This is a genomic window from Pseudomonas jessenii (assembly GCF_002236115.1).
Taxonomy (GTDB): Bacteria; Pseudomonadota; Gammaproteobacteria; order Pseudomonadales; family Pseudomonadaceae; genus Aquipseudomonas; species Aquipseudomonas jessenii.
The window spans coordinates 53517-71694 of the sequence record NZ_NIWT01000006.1 but is presented as its reverse complement, the minus strand read 5'-3'; the positions used below and the strand labels follow the sequence as shown (position 1 = coordinate 71694).

At 60.7% G+C, this 18178-nt stretch carries 21 protein-coding genes and 1 tRNA gene; 4 read left to right on the top strand and 18 right to left on the bottom strand.

Going from position 1 to position 18178, the window contains the following annotated elements:
- Positions 1-138: 138 nt before the first annotated feature.
- Positions 139-1581, bottom strand: coding sequence for an NADP-dependent succinate-semialdehyde dehydrogenase (gene gabD, locus PSJE_RS20455; protein ID WP_090452425.1), 1443 nt, complete (start codon positions 1579-1581; stop codon positions 139-141).
- Between the two features lie 349 nt (positions 1582-1930).
- Here gabD and PSJE_RS20445 point away from each other — a divergent pair.
- Positions 1931-2007 (top strand) — tRNA-Arg (locus tag PSJE_RS20445).
- A 72-nt stretch (positions 2008-2079) separates the two neighbouring features.
- Here the strand turns inward: PSJE_RS20445 and PSJE_RS20440 are convergent.
- Genes PSJE_RS20440 through PSJE_RS20425 form a run of 4 tightly spaced genes read right to left on the bottom strand, consistent with a single transcriptional unit; the run spans position 2080 to position 3689 of the window.
- Complete coding sequence (locus PSJE_RS20440; RefSeq protein ID WP_090452424.1) at positions 2080-2388, bottom strand: type II toxin-antitoxin system RelE/ParE family toxin; 309 nt, start codon at positions 2386-2388, stop codon at positions 2080-2082.
- Positions 2385-2837, bottom strand: a complete 453-nt coding sequence (locus tag PSJE_RS20435) for a type II toxin-antitoxin system Phd/YefM family antitoxin (RefSeq protein ID WP_224795442.1) — start codon at positions 2835-2837, stop codon at positions 2385-2387. Before PSJE_RS20435 ends, PSJE_RS20440 begins: the two co-directional genes overlap by 4 nt.
- Positions 2803-3072, bottom strand: coding sequence for a hypothetical protein (locus PSJE_RS31320; RefSeq protein ID WP_223444253.1), 270 nt, complete (start codon positions 3070-3072; stop codon positions 2803-2805). The genes PSJE_RS20435 and PSJE_RS31320 overlap by 35 nt, the downstream gene beginning before the upstream one ends.
- Before the next feature lie 56 nt (positions 3073-3128).
- The gene (locus PSJE_RS20425; protein ID WP_090452420.1) at positions 3129-3689 is read right to left on the bottom strand and encodes a YbhB/YbcL family Raf kinase inhibitor-like protein; all 561 of its coding nucleotides are present in this window, start codon (positions 3687-3689) and stop codon (positions 3129-3131) included.
- Positions 3690-3828: 139 nt separating this feature from the next.
- Between PSJE_RS20425 and PSJE_RS20420 the strand changes: the two genes are divergently transcribed.
- The gene (locus PSJE_RS20420) at positions 3829-5358 is read left to right on the top strand and encodes an FAD-dependent oxidoreductase (RefSeq protein ID WP_090452418.1); all 1530 of its coding nucleotides are present in this window, start codon (positions 3829-3831) and stop codon (positions 5356-5358) included.
- Between the two features lie 72 nt (positions 5359-5430).
- Here PSJE_RS20420 and PSJE_RS20415 read toward each other — a convergent pair whose 3' ends face one another.
- From PSJE_RS20415 to PSJE_RS20365, 11 genes are all read right to left on the bottom strand, one after another.
- A complete protein-coding gene (locus PSJE_RS20415; RefSeq protein WP_090452416.1) occupies positions 5431-6936 on the bottom strand; it encodes a YdgA family protein in 1506 nt (501 codons plus the stop codon).
- A gap of 293 nt (positions 6937-7229) precedes the next feature.
- Entirely contained in the window at positions 7230-7865 is a 636-nt protein-coding gene (locus PSJE_RS20410; RefSeq protein WP_057712526.1) for a hypothetical protein, read from the bottom strand.
- 94 nt (positions 7866-7959) lie between these two features.
- Positions 7960-9408, bottom strand: coding sequence for an efflux transporter outer membrane subunit (locus PSJE_RS20405; RefSeq protein ID WP_090452414.1), 1449 nt, complete (start codon positions 9406-9408; stop codon positions 7960-7962).
- Positions 9405-10292 (bottom strand): efflux RND transporter periplasmic adaptor subunit, encoded by an 888-nt coding sequence (locus PSJE_RS20400; protein ID WP_090452412.1) that lies wholly within the window; start codon positions 10290-10292, stop codon positions 9405-9407. Before PSJE_RS20400 ends, PSJE_RS20405 begins: the two co-directional genes overlap by 4 nt.
- Positions 10289-10498 carry a DUF1656 domain-containing protein gene (locus PSJE_RS20395; RefSeq protein ID WP_007987399.1) on the bottom strand — a complete coding sequence of 70 codons (210 nt, stop codon included), beginning with the start codon at positions 10496-10498 and terminating at the stop codon, positions 10289-10291. The genes PSJE_RS20400 and PSJE_RS20395 overlap by 4 nt, the downstream gene beginning before the upstream one ends.
- Positions 10495-12567 carry an FUSC family protein gene (locus tag PSJE_RS20390; protein ID WP_090452410.1) on the bottom strand — a complete coding sequence of 691 codons (2073 nt, stop codon included), beginning with the start codon at positions 12565-12567 and terminating at the stop codon, positions 10495-10497. The genes PSJE_RS20395 and PSJE_RS20390 overlap by 4 nt, the downstream gene beginning before the upstream one ends.
- Complete coding sequence (locus PSJE_RS20385; RefSeq protein WP_046040691.1) at positions 12564-12992, bottom strand: MarR family winged helix-turn-helix transcriptional regulator; 429 nt, start codon at positions 12990-12992, stop codon at positions 12564-12566. The genes PSJE_RS20390 and PSJE_RS20385 overlap by 4 nt, the downstream gene beginning before the upstream one ends.
- 132 nt (positions 12993-13124) lie before the next feature.
- The gene (locus PSJE_RS20380; RefSeq protein ID WP_090452408.1) at positions 13125-13406 is read right to left on the bottom strand and encodes a type II toxin-antitoxin system RelE family toxin; all 282 of its coding nucleotides are present in this window, start codon (positions 13404-13406) and stop codon (positions 13125-13127) included.
- Positions 13396-13641: a type II toxin-antitoxin system Phd/YefM family antitoxin gene (locus PSJE_RS20375; RefSeq protein WP_079246689.1), complete on the bottom strand. Its 246-nt coding sequence runs from the start codon at positions 13639-13641 to the stop codon at positions 13396-13398. The genes PSJE_RS20380 and PSJE_RS20375 overlap by 11 nt, the downstream gene beginning before the upstream one ends.
- An 82-nt stretch (positions 13642-13723) precedes the next feature.
- On the bottom strand, positions 13724-13969 hold the full coding sequence (locus PSJE_RS20370) for a DUF2789 domain-containing protein (protein WP_015092958.1): 246 nt from the start codon (positions 13967-13969) through the stop codon (positions 13724-13726).
- Positions 13970-14099: 130 nt separating this feature from the next.
- Positions 14100-14561, bottom strand: a complete 462-nt coding sequence (locus tag PSJE_RS20365; protein WP_007975646.1) for an aminoacyl-tRNA deacylase — start codon at positions 14559-14561, stop codon at positions 14100-14102.
- Positions 14562-14760: 199 nt separating this feature from the next.
- On the opposite strand from PSJE_RS20365, the gene PSJE_RS20360 reads away from it, so the two are divergent.
- Positions 14761-15294, top strand: coding sequence for an NfeD family protein (locus PSJE_RS20360; RefSeq protein ID WP_057712531.1), 534 nt, complete (start codon positions 14761-14763; stop codon positions 15292-15294).
- A gap of 2 nt (positions 15295-15296) precedes the next feature.
- Complete coding sequence (locus PSJE_RS20355; protein WP_057399130.1) at positions 15297-16055, top strand: slipin family protein; 759 nt, start codon at positions 15297-15299, stop codon at positions 16053-16055.
- Between the two features lie 12 nt (positions 16056-16067).
- Here the strand turns inward: PSJE_RS20355 and cysC are convergent, their stop codons facing one another.
- Both cysC and PSJE_RS20345 read right to left on the bottom strand, forming a co-directional pair.
- A complete protein-coding gene (gene cysC / locus PSJE_RS20350; protein WP_057712532.1) occupies positions 16068-16673 on the bottom strand; it encodes an adenylyl-sulfate kinase in 606 nt (201 codons plus the stop codon).
- Entirely contained in the window at positions 16657-18171 is a 1515-nt protein-coding gene (locus PSJE_RS20345) for a TolC family protein (RefSeq protein ID WP_057712533.1), read from the bottom strand. Before PSJE_RS20345 ends, cysC begins: the two co-directional genes overlap by 17 nt.
- Positions 18172-18178: the final 7 nt, after the last annotated feature.

Below are 18178 nucleotides of genomic sequence, written 5' to 3'. Positions count from 1 at the left end.
GCGACGGGGAGCAACGGCGGCAGCATGCGATGATCGACTGCCACTGCGTTCCCGGCCACCGAGAAAATTCCGGTTTAAAGCGGCGCAAAGGGACAGCGCTCTCGTGCCCTTTGCGCTTGAAACAATGCTCTTCCCGGCTTAGATGCCCAGGCAGAGGTATTTGATTTCCAGGTAATCTTCGATGCCGTACTTGGAGCCTTCACGGCCCAGGCCCGAGGCCTTGATGCCGCCGAACGGCGCGACTTCGTTGGAGATCAACCCGGTATTGACGCCGACCATGCCGTATTCCAGGGCTTCAGCCACACGGAACACACGGCCCAGATCACGAGCATAGAAGTACGAGGCCAGACCGAACTCGGTGTCGTTGGACATCGCGATCACATCGGCTTCGTCTTTGAAGCGGAACAGCGGAGCCAATGGACCGAAGGTTTCTTCCTTGGCCACGGCAGCGTTATTCGGCACGTTGGTCAGGATGGTCGGCTCGAAGAAGTTGCCTTCCATCGGCTTGCCACCCGCCAGCACGGTCGCGCCTTTGCTCAAGGCATCGGCGATGTGTTCTTGCACCTTGGCCACGGCTTTTTCGTCGATCAGCGGGCCAGTGGTAGTGCCTGCTTCCAGACCGTTGCCGATCTTCAGTTTGGCGACAGCCACTTTCAACTTCTCGGCGAATGCGTCGTAAACACCGTCCTGGATGTACAGGCGGTTGGCGCAGACGCAGGTCTGGCCGTTGTTGCGGTATTTGGAAATGATCGCGCCTTCGACGGCCTTATCCAGGTCCGCGTCGTCGAACACGATGAACGGCGCGTTGCCGCCCAGCTCCAGGGACACTTTCTTGATGTCCTTGGCGCATTCGGCCATCAGTTGACGACCGATTTCGGTCGAACCGGTGAAGGACAGCTTGCGCACGATCGGGTTGCTGGTCAGCTCGGTACCGATGTCGCCGGCGCTGCCGGAAACAACGCTGAACACGCCAGCCGGAATGCCGGCGCGCTGGGCCAGTTCGGCCAGGGCGAAAGCGGAGTACGGGGTTTGCGAAGCAGGCTTGAGCACCATGGTGCAACCGGCGGCCAGGGCCGGGCCGGCTTTACGGGTGATCATCGCAGCCGGGAAGTTCCACGGGGTGATTGCAGCGGTCACGCCGATTGGCTGCTTGATCACGATCAGGCGCTTGTCTGGCTGGTGGCCCGGAATCACGTCACCGTAGATACGCTTGGCTTCTTCGGCGAACCATTCGATGAAGGAAGCGGCGTAAACGATTTCGCCCTTGGCTTCGGCCAATGGCTTGCCTTGTTCCAGGGTCATCAGGCGAGCCAGGTCGTCCTGGTTCTCGATGATCAGTTCGAACCAGCGACGCAGCTTGGTCGCACGCTCTTTGGCGGTCAGTGCACGCCAGGCCGGCAGCGCTTTGTCGGCAGCTTCGATCGCACGGCGGGTTTCGGCAGCGCCCATTTTCGGCACGGTGCCCAGAATTTCGCCCGTTGCCGGGTTGTTGACCTTGATCGTCTGACCATTGTCCGCATCGACCCACGCGCCATCGATGAAGGCTTGCTGGCGGAACAACTGGGTGTCTTTAAGCTGCATGTCGGCTTTCCTTAACAGCACCGCAACGAATGCGGAGCAAATTATGATTGTAGAAAGGCGCCTCGATAGGCTGCCGTCAGGGAAATCATTCACCGGGCTGAAGCACATAAATAGCGCACTGATTGAACTCGTGCGGTTCAGCACCCAGACAAGAGCGTTTGAAATCTCAAACGAATCCTAGGATCAAAGGGGGTAAAGGACAATAGGCTGTTCGAAAAAAAGAACGAAAACGACGCTTTTGCCCATTTTTTCTGATCAACGTAGCAACCGCGCGTTACAGCTTTAAAAAAACGCAGGCGATTCAGCAGCATGGACGCCCGCAGCGCATATGAGTATCATGGCGCCCGCTGCACCAGTAGCTCAGCTGGATAGAGTACTGCCCTCCGAAGGCAGGGGTCGTGGGTTCGAATCCCGCCTGGTGCACCATACCGCTGTTACAAGAAAGCCTCGGGCCTTATGGGTCTGGGGCTTTTTTGTGGGTGATTGCAAGCTTCGCGCCTAATGATCAATGCTGTTTTTTTCAAACAGCCGGCCAATGTCTCTCGCGCTATGCAGCACGCGTTCGACCTTGATCTCGTCGTCCGCCAAACAGTAGAAGATCAGATATCGGCCATGGGGAAGCATTCGCAATCCCTTGGCGCAATCGTCTCTTGAAACACCCAGATTCGGTTGTTCGATTAATCGCGCGCACTGCATGCGTAGCTCGCCCACAAACGTCCGGGCCCGTTCAGGATTGTCCCGGGCGATAAAACGAGCGACTTGCAGCAGATCGTCCCGTGCCAATGCAGAGAAAAGCACTTGCCTCATGGACGGTGTTGCTCTGCTTCTACCTCATCAATCAGCGCATCAAGCTCGGCAAACATTGTATCGGCAGCGACGGCCGGACGCGGATCGTTGCGGCTCGCCGCAATGGCTTCACGAAGTTCGGCAGCGTGCAGCCGATCCAGCAGCTGTTGATAGGCCGCGTGCGGTAAAAGATAGGCGGCTGGACGGTTGTGGTTGAGCACGGCAACAGGCTCGGAACCGGCTTGCTCGATTACAGTACTCGGGCTGCGCTTGAGCTCGGTGATGCTGACCGAACGACTTGCAAGTAGCTGCTCCATGGCGGCTCCAAAGGCACGTAAAAAAGTACCTGATAGTGTGCCATTTTCAGCATGGGGGTCAACGAGTCTCCGACCGGTGCTGTCCTGGCCCACAAAAAAACCGCCGAAGCGGTTTTTTTCATTCTGTAGTCCAGTCGAATTCGTCGTACTCATCATCGTCCTCGTCGTCCTCGAAAAACTCCTCTTCAAGGTCGTCGTCTTCAACAACATCCTCTTCCGGCTGATTCAGCAGAAAATCCTTGCGACTCTCGGTAATCGCTCGCCGCAGTTCTTCACCCTTTTGCGGGCAGTTGAGCATTTGGGCGATGCGGTCGATTTTTTTTGCCACGGCATCCTCCAACGCATCGGCTATAGCCTGATAGTGCGCGCTTTCGGGGGTGGATGCCAAATCCCCGGAATGCCGCGCACTTCAGTTTTCTGCAAATCCGCTGGGGCGATCAGCCTTTAGCGGTGATAGCGTCGCACCACGCTGCTGTTTTTCAGAACGTGGCCTTTGATTTTTTCCAGCAACTGCGCACGGGTCAGGCCGGCGGGCAAGGCGTCCGGGGGCAGGTCCAGGGCGTAGATCTGGATGATGTAGTGGTGCGCGCTGTCGCCAACGGGCGGGCAAGGGCCGACATAGCCGGTGGTTGCCTTGCTGTTGGTACCGGCGATGCCCTCGAGGCCGGGTTTGCTCCCGGCGCCGGCCGGGATCTGGTGGGTGCCGGACTTGATGCCGTAATGCACCCACTGATCGATGCCCTGGCCCTGCTGGCCGTCAGGGTCGTGCATGACGATGGCGTAGCTTTGGGTGGCTGCCGGGCCGGCGTTCCAGTTCAATGCCGGGGAAATGTTATGTCCGCCACAGCCCGCGGAGTCGCTGGCGGCGGCCGACGTGAACAGGCGGTCATCGGAGACTCCAGGAATGTTTAGGGTGAAACGTTCCTGGGCCTGCGCCGGGAACTGCACGCAAAGGGCGACTGCCAAGGCCGCAAGCCAAGGGTTCATTGAGGTCGATCGGGGCATACCGGAGCACCTTGTACGTGTTGGGCCGTCGTCGGCGTGCAAACTATAGCCGGACCGTTCACGCCGTGGCAGGGGCAATTGGCTGAACCTCGCGATAAGTACCAGACTCATAAGTGAAACGTCTGTCTGGAGAGCAATCATGACTCTGCATCGCGTTGCGCGTGTCGCCAATGTGCCCGAAGACCGGGGTCTGGAAGTGCAGGTCCAGGACAGCAAGATTCTGCTGTTGCGGGCCGGCGAACAACTGCGCGCTTATCAGGCCGAATGCCCGCATGCCGGAGCCCCGCTGGCGGACGGCGCGATATGCCACGGGCGCCTGACGTGTCCATGGCACAAGGCGCAGTTTCGGGTCGAGGATGGCGGGCTGTGCGAACCCCCAGCCCTGGACAGCCTCAAGCGCTATCCCCTTGAAGTCCGTGACGGCGACATCTGGGTCGGCGACCAGCCGATGCCGGACGCCCACGCGCCACCGGCCGACGATCCACGAACCTTCATCATTGTCGGCGCCGGCGCGGCAGGCACGGCGGCGGCAGCATGTTTACGCGAGAAAGGTTTCGGCGGCCGGTTACTGTTGATCGACCGCGAAGCCGATGCCGGATACGACCGCACGGCGCTAAGCAAATACGTGATCGCCGGGGAGATGCCGCTGAACGAAGTCCCGCCGCTGCGCGACGAGGATTTTTACCGCGAGCAGCGGATCGAACGCCTGCGAGGCGAAGTGGCAAGCCTGGACGCGCCAAACCGGACGCTGCGGCTGACTGACGGCCAATCACTGACATACGACGCCGCGCTGCTGGCCACCGGCGGCGTACCCAACCCGCTGACGCTGCCCGGCGCCGACCTGCCGCAAGTGTTCCTCCTGCGCTCCAAAGCCCATGCGCAGCAGATTCTGGACAGCGCCAGCGCCGGCCAGCGGGTGGTGATCATCGGCGACAGCTTCATTGCCATGGAATCCGCCTCGTCCCTGCGCCAGCTTGGCCTGCACGTGACCGTACTGGCCCGCCACGAGGTGCCGCTTGCCAAACAGTTCGGCGACACGGTCGGCAAGGCCATTCGCGCACGACATGAAGCCCATGGCGTCGTGTTTCATACTCATGGCAATGCGGTACAGATCGAAGGGACGGACAAGGTCGAAGCCGTGCGCCTGGACAACGACCAACGCTTGGCGGCCGATCTGGTGCTGGTCGGCATCGGCGTGACGCCAGCCACTGCGGCCTTTACCGGGTTACCGAAGGAGCAGGATCACTCGCTGCATGTCGATGGCGCAATGCGCGTGGCCGACGGCCTCTGGGCGGCTGGCGATATCGCAACGTTCCCGCTGAACGACCAATACCTGCGCATCGAACACTGGCGACTGGCCCAACAACAGGCGCGGATCGCCGCGGTCAATATGCTGGGCGGTGACGAGCATTACCTCGACGTGCCGTTTTTCTGGACCTGGCATTTCGGTAAAACCTATGACTACCTCGGCCACTCCGAGGCCTGGGACGAAGTCGAGTTCAAGGGCGACCCTTACAACCCGCCGTTCATAGGCCTGTTCGGAAAAAACGGCGTGGTGTCGGCGGCGGTAGCCTGCGAGATGGACCGGGCAATGGCGATGCTCGCCGAGCGGATGAAACAACCGCTGCCATGGGAAGAGGCATGGCGCCTGATCCGTGACGTTCCCTAGAGATGCCAGACAGCAAAACGCCCGGCGCCTGCGCGATGCAGAGGCCGGGCGTTGCGGGGTAAACGGCCGCCGTTATTCGGTGGCGCCAGCATCCGCAAACTTGCTCATCACAAAACCGGCAAACTCTTCGACGGTCATTTTCTGGCCGTTGAAGTCCACCTGATTGTTGGCGTAACGCAAGTTGGTGACGATGTTATTGCCGTCCAGTTTTGCCAATTGGCTGCCGACCGCCATGCTGCTGAACATGTCCGCGGTGGCGGTGGCCTGATCGGCAATCAGCTTGGCGTCGGTCTGACCGTCGATTTGCGATTGCACGGTGAGCACATCGATCAGCATGGGTTTGGACACTTGCAGCTTGAAGTCCAGCAGCGCGATCAGCTGTCTGACCAACTGATCGGTCGGCAGATCGATAGCTTGTGGCTTGGTCAGATCGAGCACCATGTTGGCGCGGCTCTCACCATTGGCGGTGTTGAACGACAGGTTTTCCAGGGCCACTTGTGGTCCGGCCGCCAGCAGTTTTTCCAGGCTGGACTTGAGCAGCGCCTCTTCGGCTTCGGTCAGTTTCAGCTCCGGTGCCGGCAGACCGGCCGCCGTTGCTTCGGCCACCGCCCTTTCATACGGCTGCAGTTTGCTCTGGTAAATCTGCATCAACGACAGGGTCGCCGGAATGTCGAGGTTCTTCAGGCTCATGGCCAGCGAACCGGAACCAATGGTCTTGCCGTTCAGGGACACTTCGCCAACCTTGTAATCGGCACGCCCTGAGGCGTTGCTGCCCTTTTCTTCAGTCAGGTTCTTCATTTCGAATTTCTTGAAGTCCAGCACCGACTGCTTGACGCCAAAAGTCGATTTGCCGCTGGCCAGTTCAACGACGTTTTCGCCGGTGTAGAAACCGTAGGTACTTTTTGTCAGGTTGCTGGCCAGGGTCAGGCCATTGAATTCAACCTGCACCGGCGTCTGGTCTTCGGACACGGTGGTCACCTTCAGGCTGTCCATGTAGCCGTTGGCCTTGACCTTCTGCGCCTTGGCGCTGGCGTCGACGTCCATTTTCAAGCCGGAGAACTTCATGCTCGACTTGTCATCCAGTGCCATTTCCAGCGGCTGCAACTCGAAGGTGCCATTGGTAGCGTTGTCATAGCCGATATTGACCACGCCGGTCAGCGGGGACTTGTCCTTGGCGGCGGCAAACCACTTCTCGGTGAACGGGGTCTTTTCCAGCTCGTAGTGACTGGTCGCCAGGACCGGCAGCCACTTGAGCGACATCAGGCGCGAGAATGGCAACGGGCCGTGTTCGATGTGATCGACAAACAGCAACTCGACCGGCGCTTCGCCGAACATTTCGCCTTCGCCCTTGAGGCGATAGTGCGCGGTGCTGCTGAACACATGACGCTCCAGCGACACCAGCTCCAGCGACGCCGTGCCGTTGGAACCAACCATCGCCGCCTGCAGTTCCTTGTTGGCATCGGCTATCGAGGTGTTCAGCACACCTTCGATCCTGGTGCTGGTGAACCAGGCCCCACCTGCGCTGATGGCACCGATTGCGACAACAATTCCCAGTAGCACGCCTGCTGATTTATTCATGTATGACCCGTTCAGTGTCCGTTGTTGAAAGTGAGGTCGTCTTCCCTGAACCCATGACGGGTTGCGGCTCGACTGTGCTGAAAGTGGAAAGCAGATTAGCACCAGGGGCGACGAACGGCCCAATGATTAAAGGTGAAAGAGTGTCTTGGGGGGGCGCAGGATTCGAGATCTTCGCAATCCATTCGATCGCTATCGTCGGAACGCCGCCCGGAGCAAGCTCGCTCCCACAGGGATCACGCTATACCTGTGGGAGCGGGCTTGCCCGCGATGGCGGCATAACAGCCACCACAAAATCAGGAATACTGGACTTCAATCTCATCCAGCTGATGATCAAAGCTTTTGAGCCGCGCAGTCCAGGTGTACACCAGCACTTCGAAGTCACGGTTGATCACCGCCCCGCCCGTCACTTCCGCGCGCGGGTCGCAGACGTCCAGTTGATAGCGTTCGCGGGCCATAGCCGTGGCGACATCGGCCAGTTCGCGGGCATTGCTGAGCCAGTGCCGACCGTCGTCAGCCACCTGCCGGTCCAGCGCCAGGCACTGTTTTTTCAGGCTCTCGAGGCTTTTTTCCAGCGGCGTGCCGGTCAATTCGCCCATGACTTCCTGAAAGGTGCGCCCCGGTTGCCAGTAACTGCCCCAGAAATAGCGGTCGAACACCGTTTCGACACGACGCAACGCCACCTTGGTGTCCCAGATCAGGACCAGGGTCTTGCCCTGTTCGAGTTGTCTTTTTTTGATGCGTTGATTCTGGACCGAGGCCCAGGCCACCACCGCAATGGACATCACGGCAATCAGCGCGGCGGCACTGTCGAGGAACGCCATAGCCTTGTCGATCTGGTGGGCCAGCATGATGCCGTAGAAATAGGTGGCCGACAGCAGCACCAACGCCACGATGGCGCACCAGAAGCCGAGAGCATAAGGGTTTTTCATTATTGGTTTCCCCCTGACCTGCGCGAGCCTTGTGCGAAGAAAGGGCGCTTTTGCACCGGGCGCCCCTCCAACACTTCAAAGCATAGCAACGGCCTCAGGGTTTGCCGGAGTTCGACGCTTGCGTTCGTCCGCTTTCCCAACCACCGCCCAAGGCGAGGAACAAATCGATCTGGCTGGCGGCAACCTGGGTGTTAGCGGCCGCCAGCTGCGCCGTGACGTCGATGTAGGTGCGGGTGGCTTGCAGGTCGGCCAGGAACGAGGCGCGGCCGGCCTGGAAGAAGCGGTGGGTCTGGTCGGCCGCCAGTTTTGCCGATTGCTCGGCATCGGCCAGTGCATCGCGGCGTTGCAGCAATGCCGTGTACTGGGCAAGACCGGTCTGGGTCTCGCGAATGGCATTGAGCACCACCCCGTCGAAATGCGCCAGTGTCGCCTGGGTCACCGCTTCGGCTTCGCGGATGCGCGCCCGGGCGCCGTTGGTCGGCACGTTCCAGGTCAGCGACGGACCGAAGCCCCAGCGATTGGTAGACGGGTCGCCGAGATCGTCCAGGATACCGACGGTACCGATGGTCGCGCCGATGCTGATGTTCGGATACAGCTCGCCCGTGGCGACGCCGATACCGGCCGTCGCGGCCGCCAGTCGCCGCTCGGCCTGCCGCACATCGGGACGACGCTTGAGCAACGCAGCGCCATCGCCCACCGGTACCAGTTGCGCGATTTTTGGCAGCTCGTCGCAGGTGGCGGTGCCGGCCGGCAGTTGGTCCACCGGCTTGGCCAGCAACATCGACAAGCGGTACAGCCCGGCCTGGCGCGACGCTTCATAGCGCGGCATGTCGGCGCGCAGGGATTTGAATTGGGTCTGCGAGCGGGTGACCTGGGTTTCGTCGCCACGCCCGGCATCGCGCAAGCGCTGGATCAGCGTGGTGCTCTGGGCTTGCAGGTCGAGGGAATGCTGGGCGATTTCCCGCTCTTCATTGGCTGCACACACCTGGGTGTAGGCGCGAACCACGTCGGCCACCACGGTGATGCGTGCAGTATCGGCAGCTGCCTGTGTCGCATCGGCATTGGCCTTGGCCGCTTCGATACCGCGTTGCAAGGTGCCGAACAGGTCGAACTGGTACGACGCGCTGATGCCGATATCGCCGATGTTGGCCACCGGCACTTTTTCCGGTATCAAGAACGCTTGACCAGACTCCTGCAAGCGCTGGGCGCCCATCTGCACGCCGCCGCTCCAGCCGCCCGCCGCTTCGGCCTCATCAATCTGCGCGCGAGACCGCGACAGGCTGGCCGCCGCCACGCGCAAATCGGTGTTGGAGGCCATGGCCTGCTGTACCAACCGGTCGAGTCGCGGGTCCTTGTACAGGCGCCACCAATCGGCCGGCACCGGCGCGGACACCACCGTTTTACCGTCGACCGCCAGATCGCCCTGGAAGTCTGGACGATGGACAGCCGCCTCTTCGGGCAGATGATAATCCGGCCCGACCATCTGACACGCCGACAGCAGCAAACCTAATCCGGCGACCGCCAAACCCGAGGCCTTGCTCATTGCGCCGGCTCCCGTTGCTGATCGTCGATGATCGATACCGTGGCGGTGCGCCCGGCGATCATGCGGAAATCATCCGGCACGTCATCGAAGGCGATCCGCACCGGAATCCGCTGGGCCAGCCGCACCCAGCTGAAGGCCGGGTTGACGTTGGGCAGCAGGTTATTGCCACTGGTGCGGTCGCGGTCTTCGATACCGGCGACGATGCTCTCCACATGCCCGCGCAGGCGCGCATTGTCGCCGATCACCCGGATGTCGACGCTCTGGCCGATATGGATGCCGTTCAGTTTGGTTTCTTCGAAATAGCCGTCGATGTGGAACGAGTTGCTGTCGACCACCGACAACACGGGCCGCCCGGCGCTGACGAATTCCTGGGTCCGTGGCGCACGGTCGTTGACGTAGCCGTCCACCGGGCTGCGGATCACCGAGCGGTCGAGGTTGAGTTGTGCGCTGTCCACCGCCACCTGGGCTTCCATCAAGGCCACTTGGGCGCGAGCCACTTTCGATTGGCTTTCTTCCAGTTGCTCACCCGGCACCAGGTTGCCAAGACCCTTGTTCCGCTTGGCCTCGCGCTGGGCCTGGGCCAGGGTTTCTTCACGGTCGGCGACTGCCGCTTTCGCCTGGCGCAGGGCCAGCTTGAAGCGGTCCGGATCGATGCTGAACAGCACCTGGCCGCGCTTGACCAACTGGTTGTCGCGCACCTCCACTTGCTGGATCAGCCCGGAGACATCCGGCGCGATTTGCACGATGTCGGCGCGAATGTGCCCGTCGCGGGTCCAGGGCGCGAACATGTAATACATCACCATGCGCCAGACCACGACCACGGCGAAGCTCACGATCAGCAGGGTCAACACCACGCGACCCAGGGTTAGAAACGGTTTTTTCATGTCATCAGGTATCGACTGAGTGAGTCCACGGCGCCAAGCAGCAAGGCGTAGAGGGCCACGTTGAACAATGCCCGGTGCCAGACCAGACGGTAAAAGTGCAGGCGCGTCAGCACCCCGTGCACCAACAGGTACAACACATACGTAATGCCCATCAGCACCAGCAGCGTGGGCAGGAATACCCCGCTCAGATCCAGGTCACCGATCATAAGGGCGCTCCATCAATGCCATGGGGAAGCGGTTCTTCGGGCTCGGCGGAACCGACGAATTCGATGCCGGGCAACAGTGCCAGGCGCAGGCCGCTCAGGGCGTGCAGCAGATGCCGACGGGTTTCATCATCGCCGGCACCGCTGAGGGCGCGACGCGTGCGGTCGAGGGTCATCAGCAACGGGCTCGGTGCCTGCAAGCGCTCACCGGCCTTGAGACAGGCCTTGAAGTACTCGCCAACCTCGGCCACCACCTGGCGCAGCAGCACCTGCGGCACACCAAGGACCCGCGGCGTATAAGCGAGCAGGTCCAACAGATTCAGCGCCACCCGCACTTCCCGCAGCGCCACGCCGGAGTCCTGGCCGGTCATGGCCAGGCGCGGCAGGTGCTGCATCAGCCGATCGAGCATCCGTATGCCCAGAAGCCGATGCTCAGACAACGTGGCCGGCTCGGAGAGGCCGACAATGTCACGCCAGCTGAAACGGGTCAGGCGCTTGGCTGCCAGTTCGGCACCGAACGGCCGGGCGATCAGGGTCCAGATGAACGCGAACAGCAACCCCATGGGGCCGGCCAGGTTGGAGTTGGCGAAACTGAGGAAGTCCGCGTCGTAAGCGCCCTGAATGCTGATGAAGGATGAGGTGTTGACCAGGGTCAGCAGCATGCCCAGGTAAAACTGCGGCTTGACCGTCAGGGTGCCGACACAAATGAACGGCACGGCAAACGCCAGTACCAGCATCGGAAAGTCATGCAGGTTGGGCAGCACCAGAAACAGATAAAGGCTGGCGAACACCACCGACATCGCCGTCCAGAAAAAGAACCGGTAAATCTGCGGCGCGGGGTCGTCCATCGAGGCAAAGAAACTACACGCCACCGCCGCCAGGATCACTGCGCTGCCGCCATCGGTCCAGCCGAGCAGAATCCACAGCACCGAAGCGACGATTATCGCGGTGACGGTGGAAGCAGCGGAATAAAACATCAGGCCGCGATCCAGAAACGGGGACAGCCGCCCCAGCCGCCAATGCCGATACACCGCGCGCCAGTTGTCCTGGCTTTCGCACTGGATGGCGTACTGCAGGCTGCGGCAGTCCTGCCACAAATCGATCCACTCGCCGAGACGGTAAATGGCGTTGGAGAACAGCAGTTGCTTGCGGTCATCCAGCGCTTCGGGAGCCGGTTGCAGGGCCTCGAGTTTATCCTTCAGTGCCTGCCAGCGGGCGAGGTCGGCATCCTTGTGCTCGAGCCACTCGGTGGTGGCCGTCAGCAATGGCGCGAACTTGTCCACAAGCTCGGGGGTGCGCCGTTCCAGGGCGTAAAGCGCATCGTCGAGGGCATCGATCACTGGCAGCAGGTGAATCATCCGTCCGCGCAACTCCTTGGTGTTGCGTACCGTCTGCGGACGCGAGCCTTCGTGGGGCAACTGGCCGATCATCAACTCCAGGGAGTTGAAGGTAGCGACCATCGATGCCCGCAACGCGCTGACCTCTTCAGGCTGCACGTTGCGGCTGAGGAAGCGCAGGCTGTAGGTCGATGCATCGGTAAACCATTTGCTCACCGAATCATTGAACACCGGCGCCAGGCGCCGGGGCCAGAACATGGCACCGACCACTGCCGCCACGGCGATGCCCAGAAAGATTTCTTCGGTCCGCGCTTCGGCCACGTCCCACACCCCCAGCGGGTTGTTCACCACCGGCAGAGCGATCAGCGGCAAGGTGTAACCGGCGAGCATCAAGGCGTAGTTGTTGGCCGTGCGCAAATGCAGGGACAGAAACAGCAGCGTCCCGGTCCACAGTGCAATCACCACCACCAGCACGTAGGGGCTCTGCACGAACATCGGCACGAACAAAACCGCCGCAGCAGCGCCGATAAAGGTGCCGACCGCCCGGTACAGCGCCTTGGAACTGGTAGGACCGAGAAACGGACTGGAAACGATGTACACCGTAGCCATCGCCCAATACGGACGCGGCATTTGCATGAGCAGGGCGATGTACAGCGCGATCATCGATGCGGCGAAGGTGCGGACTCCGTAGAACCAGTCCCGCGCCGGGGGCATGCCAGAGAAAAATCCGCTCAAGAGTTGGCCACCGATGGCGGCGTGGCCGCTTCAAATGCTCTCAGTACCCGCAGCGTAGCTTCCAGATCACTCTGGTCAATGCCTTCAAGGACTTCGTGGCGCAAGCGCACCAGTTCCACTTCGACCGCCTGCACCAGCTCCCGACCGGTTTCGGTCAGGCTCAGGCATTTGGCGCGGCGGTCCTGTGCATCTTCGGTGCGGCAGACGTAGCCGCCATGGCACAACTGATCGAGCAGGCGCACCAGCGACGGGCTCTCCATCCCTGCTGCCTGGGCCACCGTCACCTGGCGCACACCCTCGCCCAGCCGCCCGATCATCAACAACGGAACGGCGCAGGCTTCGGAGATTCCATAGTTGGCCAGCGTGGTCTGGCAGATTTTGCGCCAATGCCTGGCGGCCACCACCATGGCGCTGCTGATGTTCATCTGGAGAATGGCAAGGTTATTCGGCACGAGGGAAAATACACACTGTTAGTTTGCTAACTATCAATATCGCATTGGAGGGGATTTTCCGTCAAGTTTTGAAACAATTACGTAACAGCGACCTGCCGAGAACCATCAACGTTTCCTGGCACGCTCGTACACTTCACTCCGTTCCCGCTTTCCTACTGCAACGACAGAAACGACAACGCGCTCATCTATCACCTCGTAGACGAGTCGGTAGCCAGATGACTTCAATTTGATTTTGTAGCAGTCGGGCATGCCATGGAGTGAGTCAGACGGGATTCGAGGCATTTCGAGCCGTTCGGCCAACTTCTTTTTGAATTGCTCACACAACGTATGCCCCAGCTTGTCCCACTCTTTGCGTGCAGATGGCAGAAATTCGAGCTTATAGGTCATCCAGCGTTACCGGAATTGGCGTTTCATGACGACGAGAACGCACGATTTCCGCCAACTCCAAATCGTCGAGACGCTCCACCATGGCCTCGAAAACATCTGCCGGGACCATGTAGCCCATGACACGATTGTGATTGAGCACTGCGACGGGCCCTCCATGGGCGCCATTCAAAACGGCAGAGGGGTTTTTCTTCAGTTCAGACACGCTGACAGCCATATCAGCCAAAACACTTTGCATAATTAAGACCTCAAATAAGGTCTTAATTTTGGTCAATTACCTTGATCAGAGCAACCTCTGCGGACCGCCGCCTATCAGTTATTTACACCCCCCGCCCCTTCCTCAACATCACATCCAGTTGATCCACCACCTCGGCCCAATCCGCGTCATCGAGAATCTCCTCCCGCAGAAGTTCCGCTTGGCTCGGGCTCCAGAAAAACGCATCCGCAAGGTGCAGCTCAGGTTTGAGCGGTGAATGGGTGGCGATGAATTTATCGATGCTTTCGGCGTCGTCCGGCAGGCCGAGTTGTTTGAACAGGGATGGAAGGTTGTGGGTCGGGCTTTCCATGTCGAACTCCTGGGGACCAATTCAAGGACCGCTGCGCGGTCATCGCGAGCAAGCTCGCTCCCACAGGTTAATCGCAGTTCCTGTGGGAGGGAGCTTGCCCGCGATGACGTCAGCATTGACGAAACAAAACTCAATGACTCAATTCCCGCACCTCGGCATGCGGCACCATTTTCAGAAACTCGGGCATGTCCATGCGCACCAGGTTGACGTGGTTTCCAGCCTCCAGATAGATGTCTTTTTGCCGGGTCAGCAGCGGATCGATGACCACCTCCAACCCATAGGACTCACCCAGCGCCGGTACGGCACCGCGCTCGCAATCATCGAACAGGTGCGCGAGGTTGCTTTCGCGGGAAACCTGCCACTCACCGCTGCTGCGGACTTTGCTCAGGTCAAGGTGACGGCTGGCGGGTAGCACGGCCATCAGGTAATGCCCATGGTGATCGTCGAGGATCACCGATTTGGCCACCCGTTCGGCAGGAATGCCTGCGACCCGCGCCGTTTCAAGGCTGCTGGCCGAGTGTGGGTGGCTGACGATGTCATATTCGCATTGAGCCTTTTCCAGGCTTCGCTGCACGGTTCTTGCCATACGCATGATGCACCTCGGTGTCCGCCATGATCGCTTACGGACGATGATTAAAGCTTGGCTTGCGTAGTAAAAGTCTAGGCCCGTCAGCGCGTTCCGGTGGGAAATCCGCTCATCGGCTGCCGACGGAAATTGAGCAAAATTCATACCGGCCGAGGCTCAACTAAACTGTATTCAGAGCCACTCCACGCCTCTCCCGGAGGGTCAAGTGAACATGCGTTGCTGTGCAGTTGCGTTGCTATTGGCGTTGAGCGGATCGGCCTGCGCCACCGACACAGTTGTGTTGCTGGTGCCCAACCCCATCGGGATCTGGCTGATCACCTTCGGCCTAGCGTTCCTGATCGCCGAGGCGGCCCTGCCCAATTACGGCGTGATCGGCCTGGGCGGCATCGTGATGTTCGTGATCGGCGCGGTGATCCTGTCCAATACCGAAGTGCCCGTGCCGTTGATGATCGGCCTGGGTCTGGTCAGCGCGCTGTTGCTGATCTACCTGGTGATTCACGCCATGAAGACACGACCGCGCGACATCGTCAGCGGTGATGCCGGGCTGCTCGGCAGCGTGACGGCGGTGACGTCATTGCAGACCGGTAACGCCTATGGCGGCTGGATTCATCTGCAGGGAGAACGATGGCAAGTGCTTAGCGCGACGCCGCTGCAACCCGGGCAGCGGGTGCGGGTGGTGGGGCGCAAGGGTTTGCTGCTGCAAGTGGCCGCGGCTGACGCGGCGCCGGGCGGAGAATAGTCATGGGTTTGCAATTGGGTCTTGTCGCGCTGCTATTGTTGATCATCGCACTGGCAGGGGCGACGTTCCGCATCCTGCGCGAATACGAGCGCGGCGTGGTGTTCCAGCTCGGGCGCTTCTGGCAGGTCAAGGGCCCTGGCCTGATCCTGCTGATACCGGTGGTCCAGCAAATGGTAAGGGTCGATTTGCGCACCGTGGTGCTGGACGTGCCGCCGCAAGACGTGATCACCCGCGACAACGTGTCGGTCAAGGTCAACGCAGTGCTGTATTTCCGCGTGCTCGATCCGCAAAAGGCGATCATCCAGGTCGAAGACTTTCTGATGGCCACCAGCCAATTGGCGCAAACCACGCTGCGGGCGGTGCTGGGTAAACACGAACTGGACGAACTGCTGGCCGAACGCGAACGCTTGAATCTGGACATCCAGCAAGTGCTCGACGCCCAGACCGACGCCTGGGGCATCAAGGTCGCCAACGTCGAGATCAAGCACGTGGACCTCAACGAATCGATGATCCGCGCCATCGCCAAGCAGGCCGAAGCCGAACGGGAACGGCGAGCCAAGGTAATCCACGCCGAAGGCGAATTGCAGGCCTCGGAAAAACTCATGCAAGCCGCCGAAATGCTGGGCCGCCAACCGGGGGCCATGCAGCTGCGCTACATGCAGACCCTGAGTTCGATTGCCGGCGACAAGAGCTCGACCATCGTCTTTCCACTGCCGATCGAGTTGCTCAAGGGCATGGCGGACTTGTCGTCGAAACCTTGAACACCAACCGGTTCAAGGTCGGGGCAGCACCGCGGATTCACCGAGCCAGGTCAACAGTCGATCAAGACAGGCCTCCACAGACTGTATCCCGGTGTCGAGCACCAGCGCCGCATCGACCGGTGCCTGATACGGTGCGGACACCCCGGTAAACCCGGTCAATTCGCCGCGTCGGGCGCGGGCATAGTGACCTTTTGGATCACGTTGCTCGCACACCGCCAGGGTCGCACTGCACCAGACTTCGCGATAATCGTCACCGAGCCGCCGGGCGAACACATCGCGCAACTCCACCAGGGGCGCGATCATCGCCAGGATCACGATTTGTCCGTTCTCCACCAGCAACGATGCCAGTTCGCTGGCGCGACGGATGTTCTCCTGACGATCGCTGTCGCTGAAGCCCAGATCTCGATTGAGCCCCACCCGCAGCCCGTCACCATCGAGCACCACGCTCTGCAGTCCGCGAGCAAACAACTCGGCATGCAGCGCTTGCGCAAGGGTCGACTTGCCCGCCGCCGGCAGGCCGGTCAGCAGTATCGCCGCGCCGCGATGACCGTTGCGCCGCTCCCGCTGAGCTCGGCTGATGCTGGCGGTCGGGGCCTTCACATCAACGTGCTGGGGCATGGGTCACCGGCACCGTAATATCACCTGCCGCCCAGGCTGCTTCACGATTGGCCAGGGCCGTGGCGATGGACTGGACCTGTGTCGATTGCACCTGATCCGGCAACGGATCGAGGCCGGCGCTGGCGAAAATTTGCCCGTAGGCGTTGCGCAGGTCGGCGTAGGACAGGTCACGACGCAGATCGGCCTGCAAGGTATTGAGTTCGCCCTGGATCAGATCCAGTTCACCGATGCCATCCGCCTGGTGGCGGTTGCGCAACTGACCGACGATTTGCCCGTCGATGTCCGACAATTGCTGGTTGGTCTTGAACTGGCGCAAGGCCTCGCGGTAGTTGGCATTGGCCACATACAACTGCGCCAGCACCGCAATCGACATCGCCTGACGGCGCGCGGTGGCGACTTCCTCACCGGCCTTGGCCACGTCGATCGCCGCAGGCGCCGAGATCACATTGAACAGGTTCCAGGTGACCTTGACGCCGTAATCGGCCCAGCCCTGCTCCACCAGGAACGAGTTGCTGTCGTAATGTCCGCCAGCGGAGAACTCCAGGCCCGGCAGCAGGCGCAACATGGCTTTGCGGGTCTCGGCAGCGCTGATGCGGGTCTGATAATCCTGTTCGCGCAGTTCCGGTCGGCTGGTCAGGGCTTCCTGTTCAAGACTGGCCAGATCGACCTTGAGTTCGGGAATCTCATAACCGTTATCGGTCGCCAGGGTCAGCTCCGTGCCCATCGGCAGGTTGATCAGGGTCGCCAGTTCGGTCTTCGCCAGTGACAACGCACGGCGTTGCTCTTCCAGTTGGCGGGTCGCTTCGATCAGCGAGCGTTGATAACCGAGGGCTTGCACCGGATCGCCAATGCGTTGCTGGCTCATGCTCTGGCTGTCGTTGCGCGCGGTTTCCACCCGTGCCATCAGACTGTCGATCTGCGTGAGCAGGCGTTCGGCGGCCATCGCCCGCCAATACGCCGAGCGTACGTCCTGGACGATGGTGTTGATCACCTTGCGTCGGCGCTCCTGAACGATCAGGCGCTGGTCGCCCTGCTGCTTTGCACTGATGTAACTGACACCGAAATCGAGCACGTTCCAGACCATCGTCAGGTCCGCTACATCACGGTCGCGGTCCTGGGAGGTCGAAGGCTCCAGGGACTGCGTGCCGGTCCGCACGCTCTGGCTACTGGAGGCGTTGACGTTGTTGCGGCCCACGTATCCGGCGTCCAGCGCCATGCGCGGCAGCATGTCGAAACTGGCGAGGTCGAGCTGACGCTTGGCCAGGGCCTCCTCCATGATTTTCAACCGGCCTTCGAGGTTGTACTTCACCGCACGGGCCATGGCCTGGTGCAGGGTCAATGGGCCGCCAAGAGGCTCCTGCCCCTTGTACATGCTTTGCAGGTCACTTTTGGCGCGCTGCTCACTGACACTGCGTTCGATCGGCTCACTGGTGACTGCGCATCCGCTGATCGCCAGTGCCAGCAGGCTGGCGCCGAATAACTTATGACTTCTATTCATCCTTGCA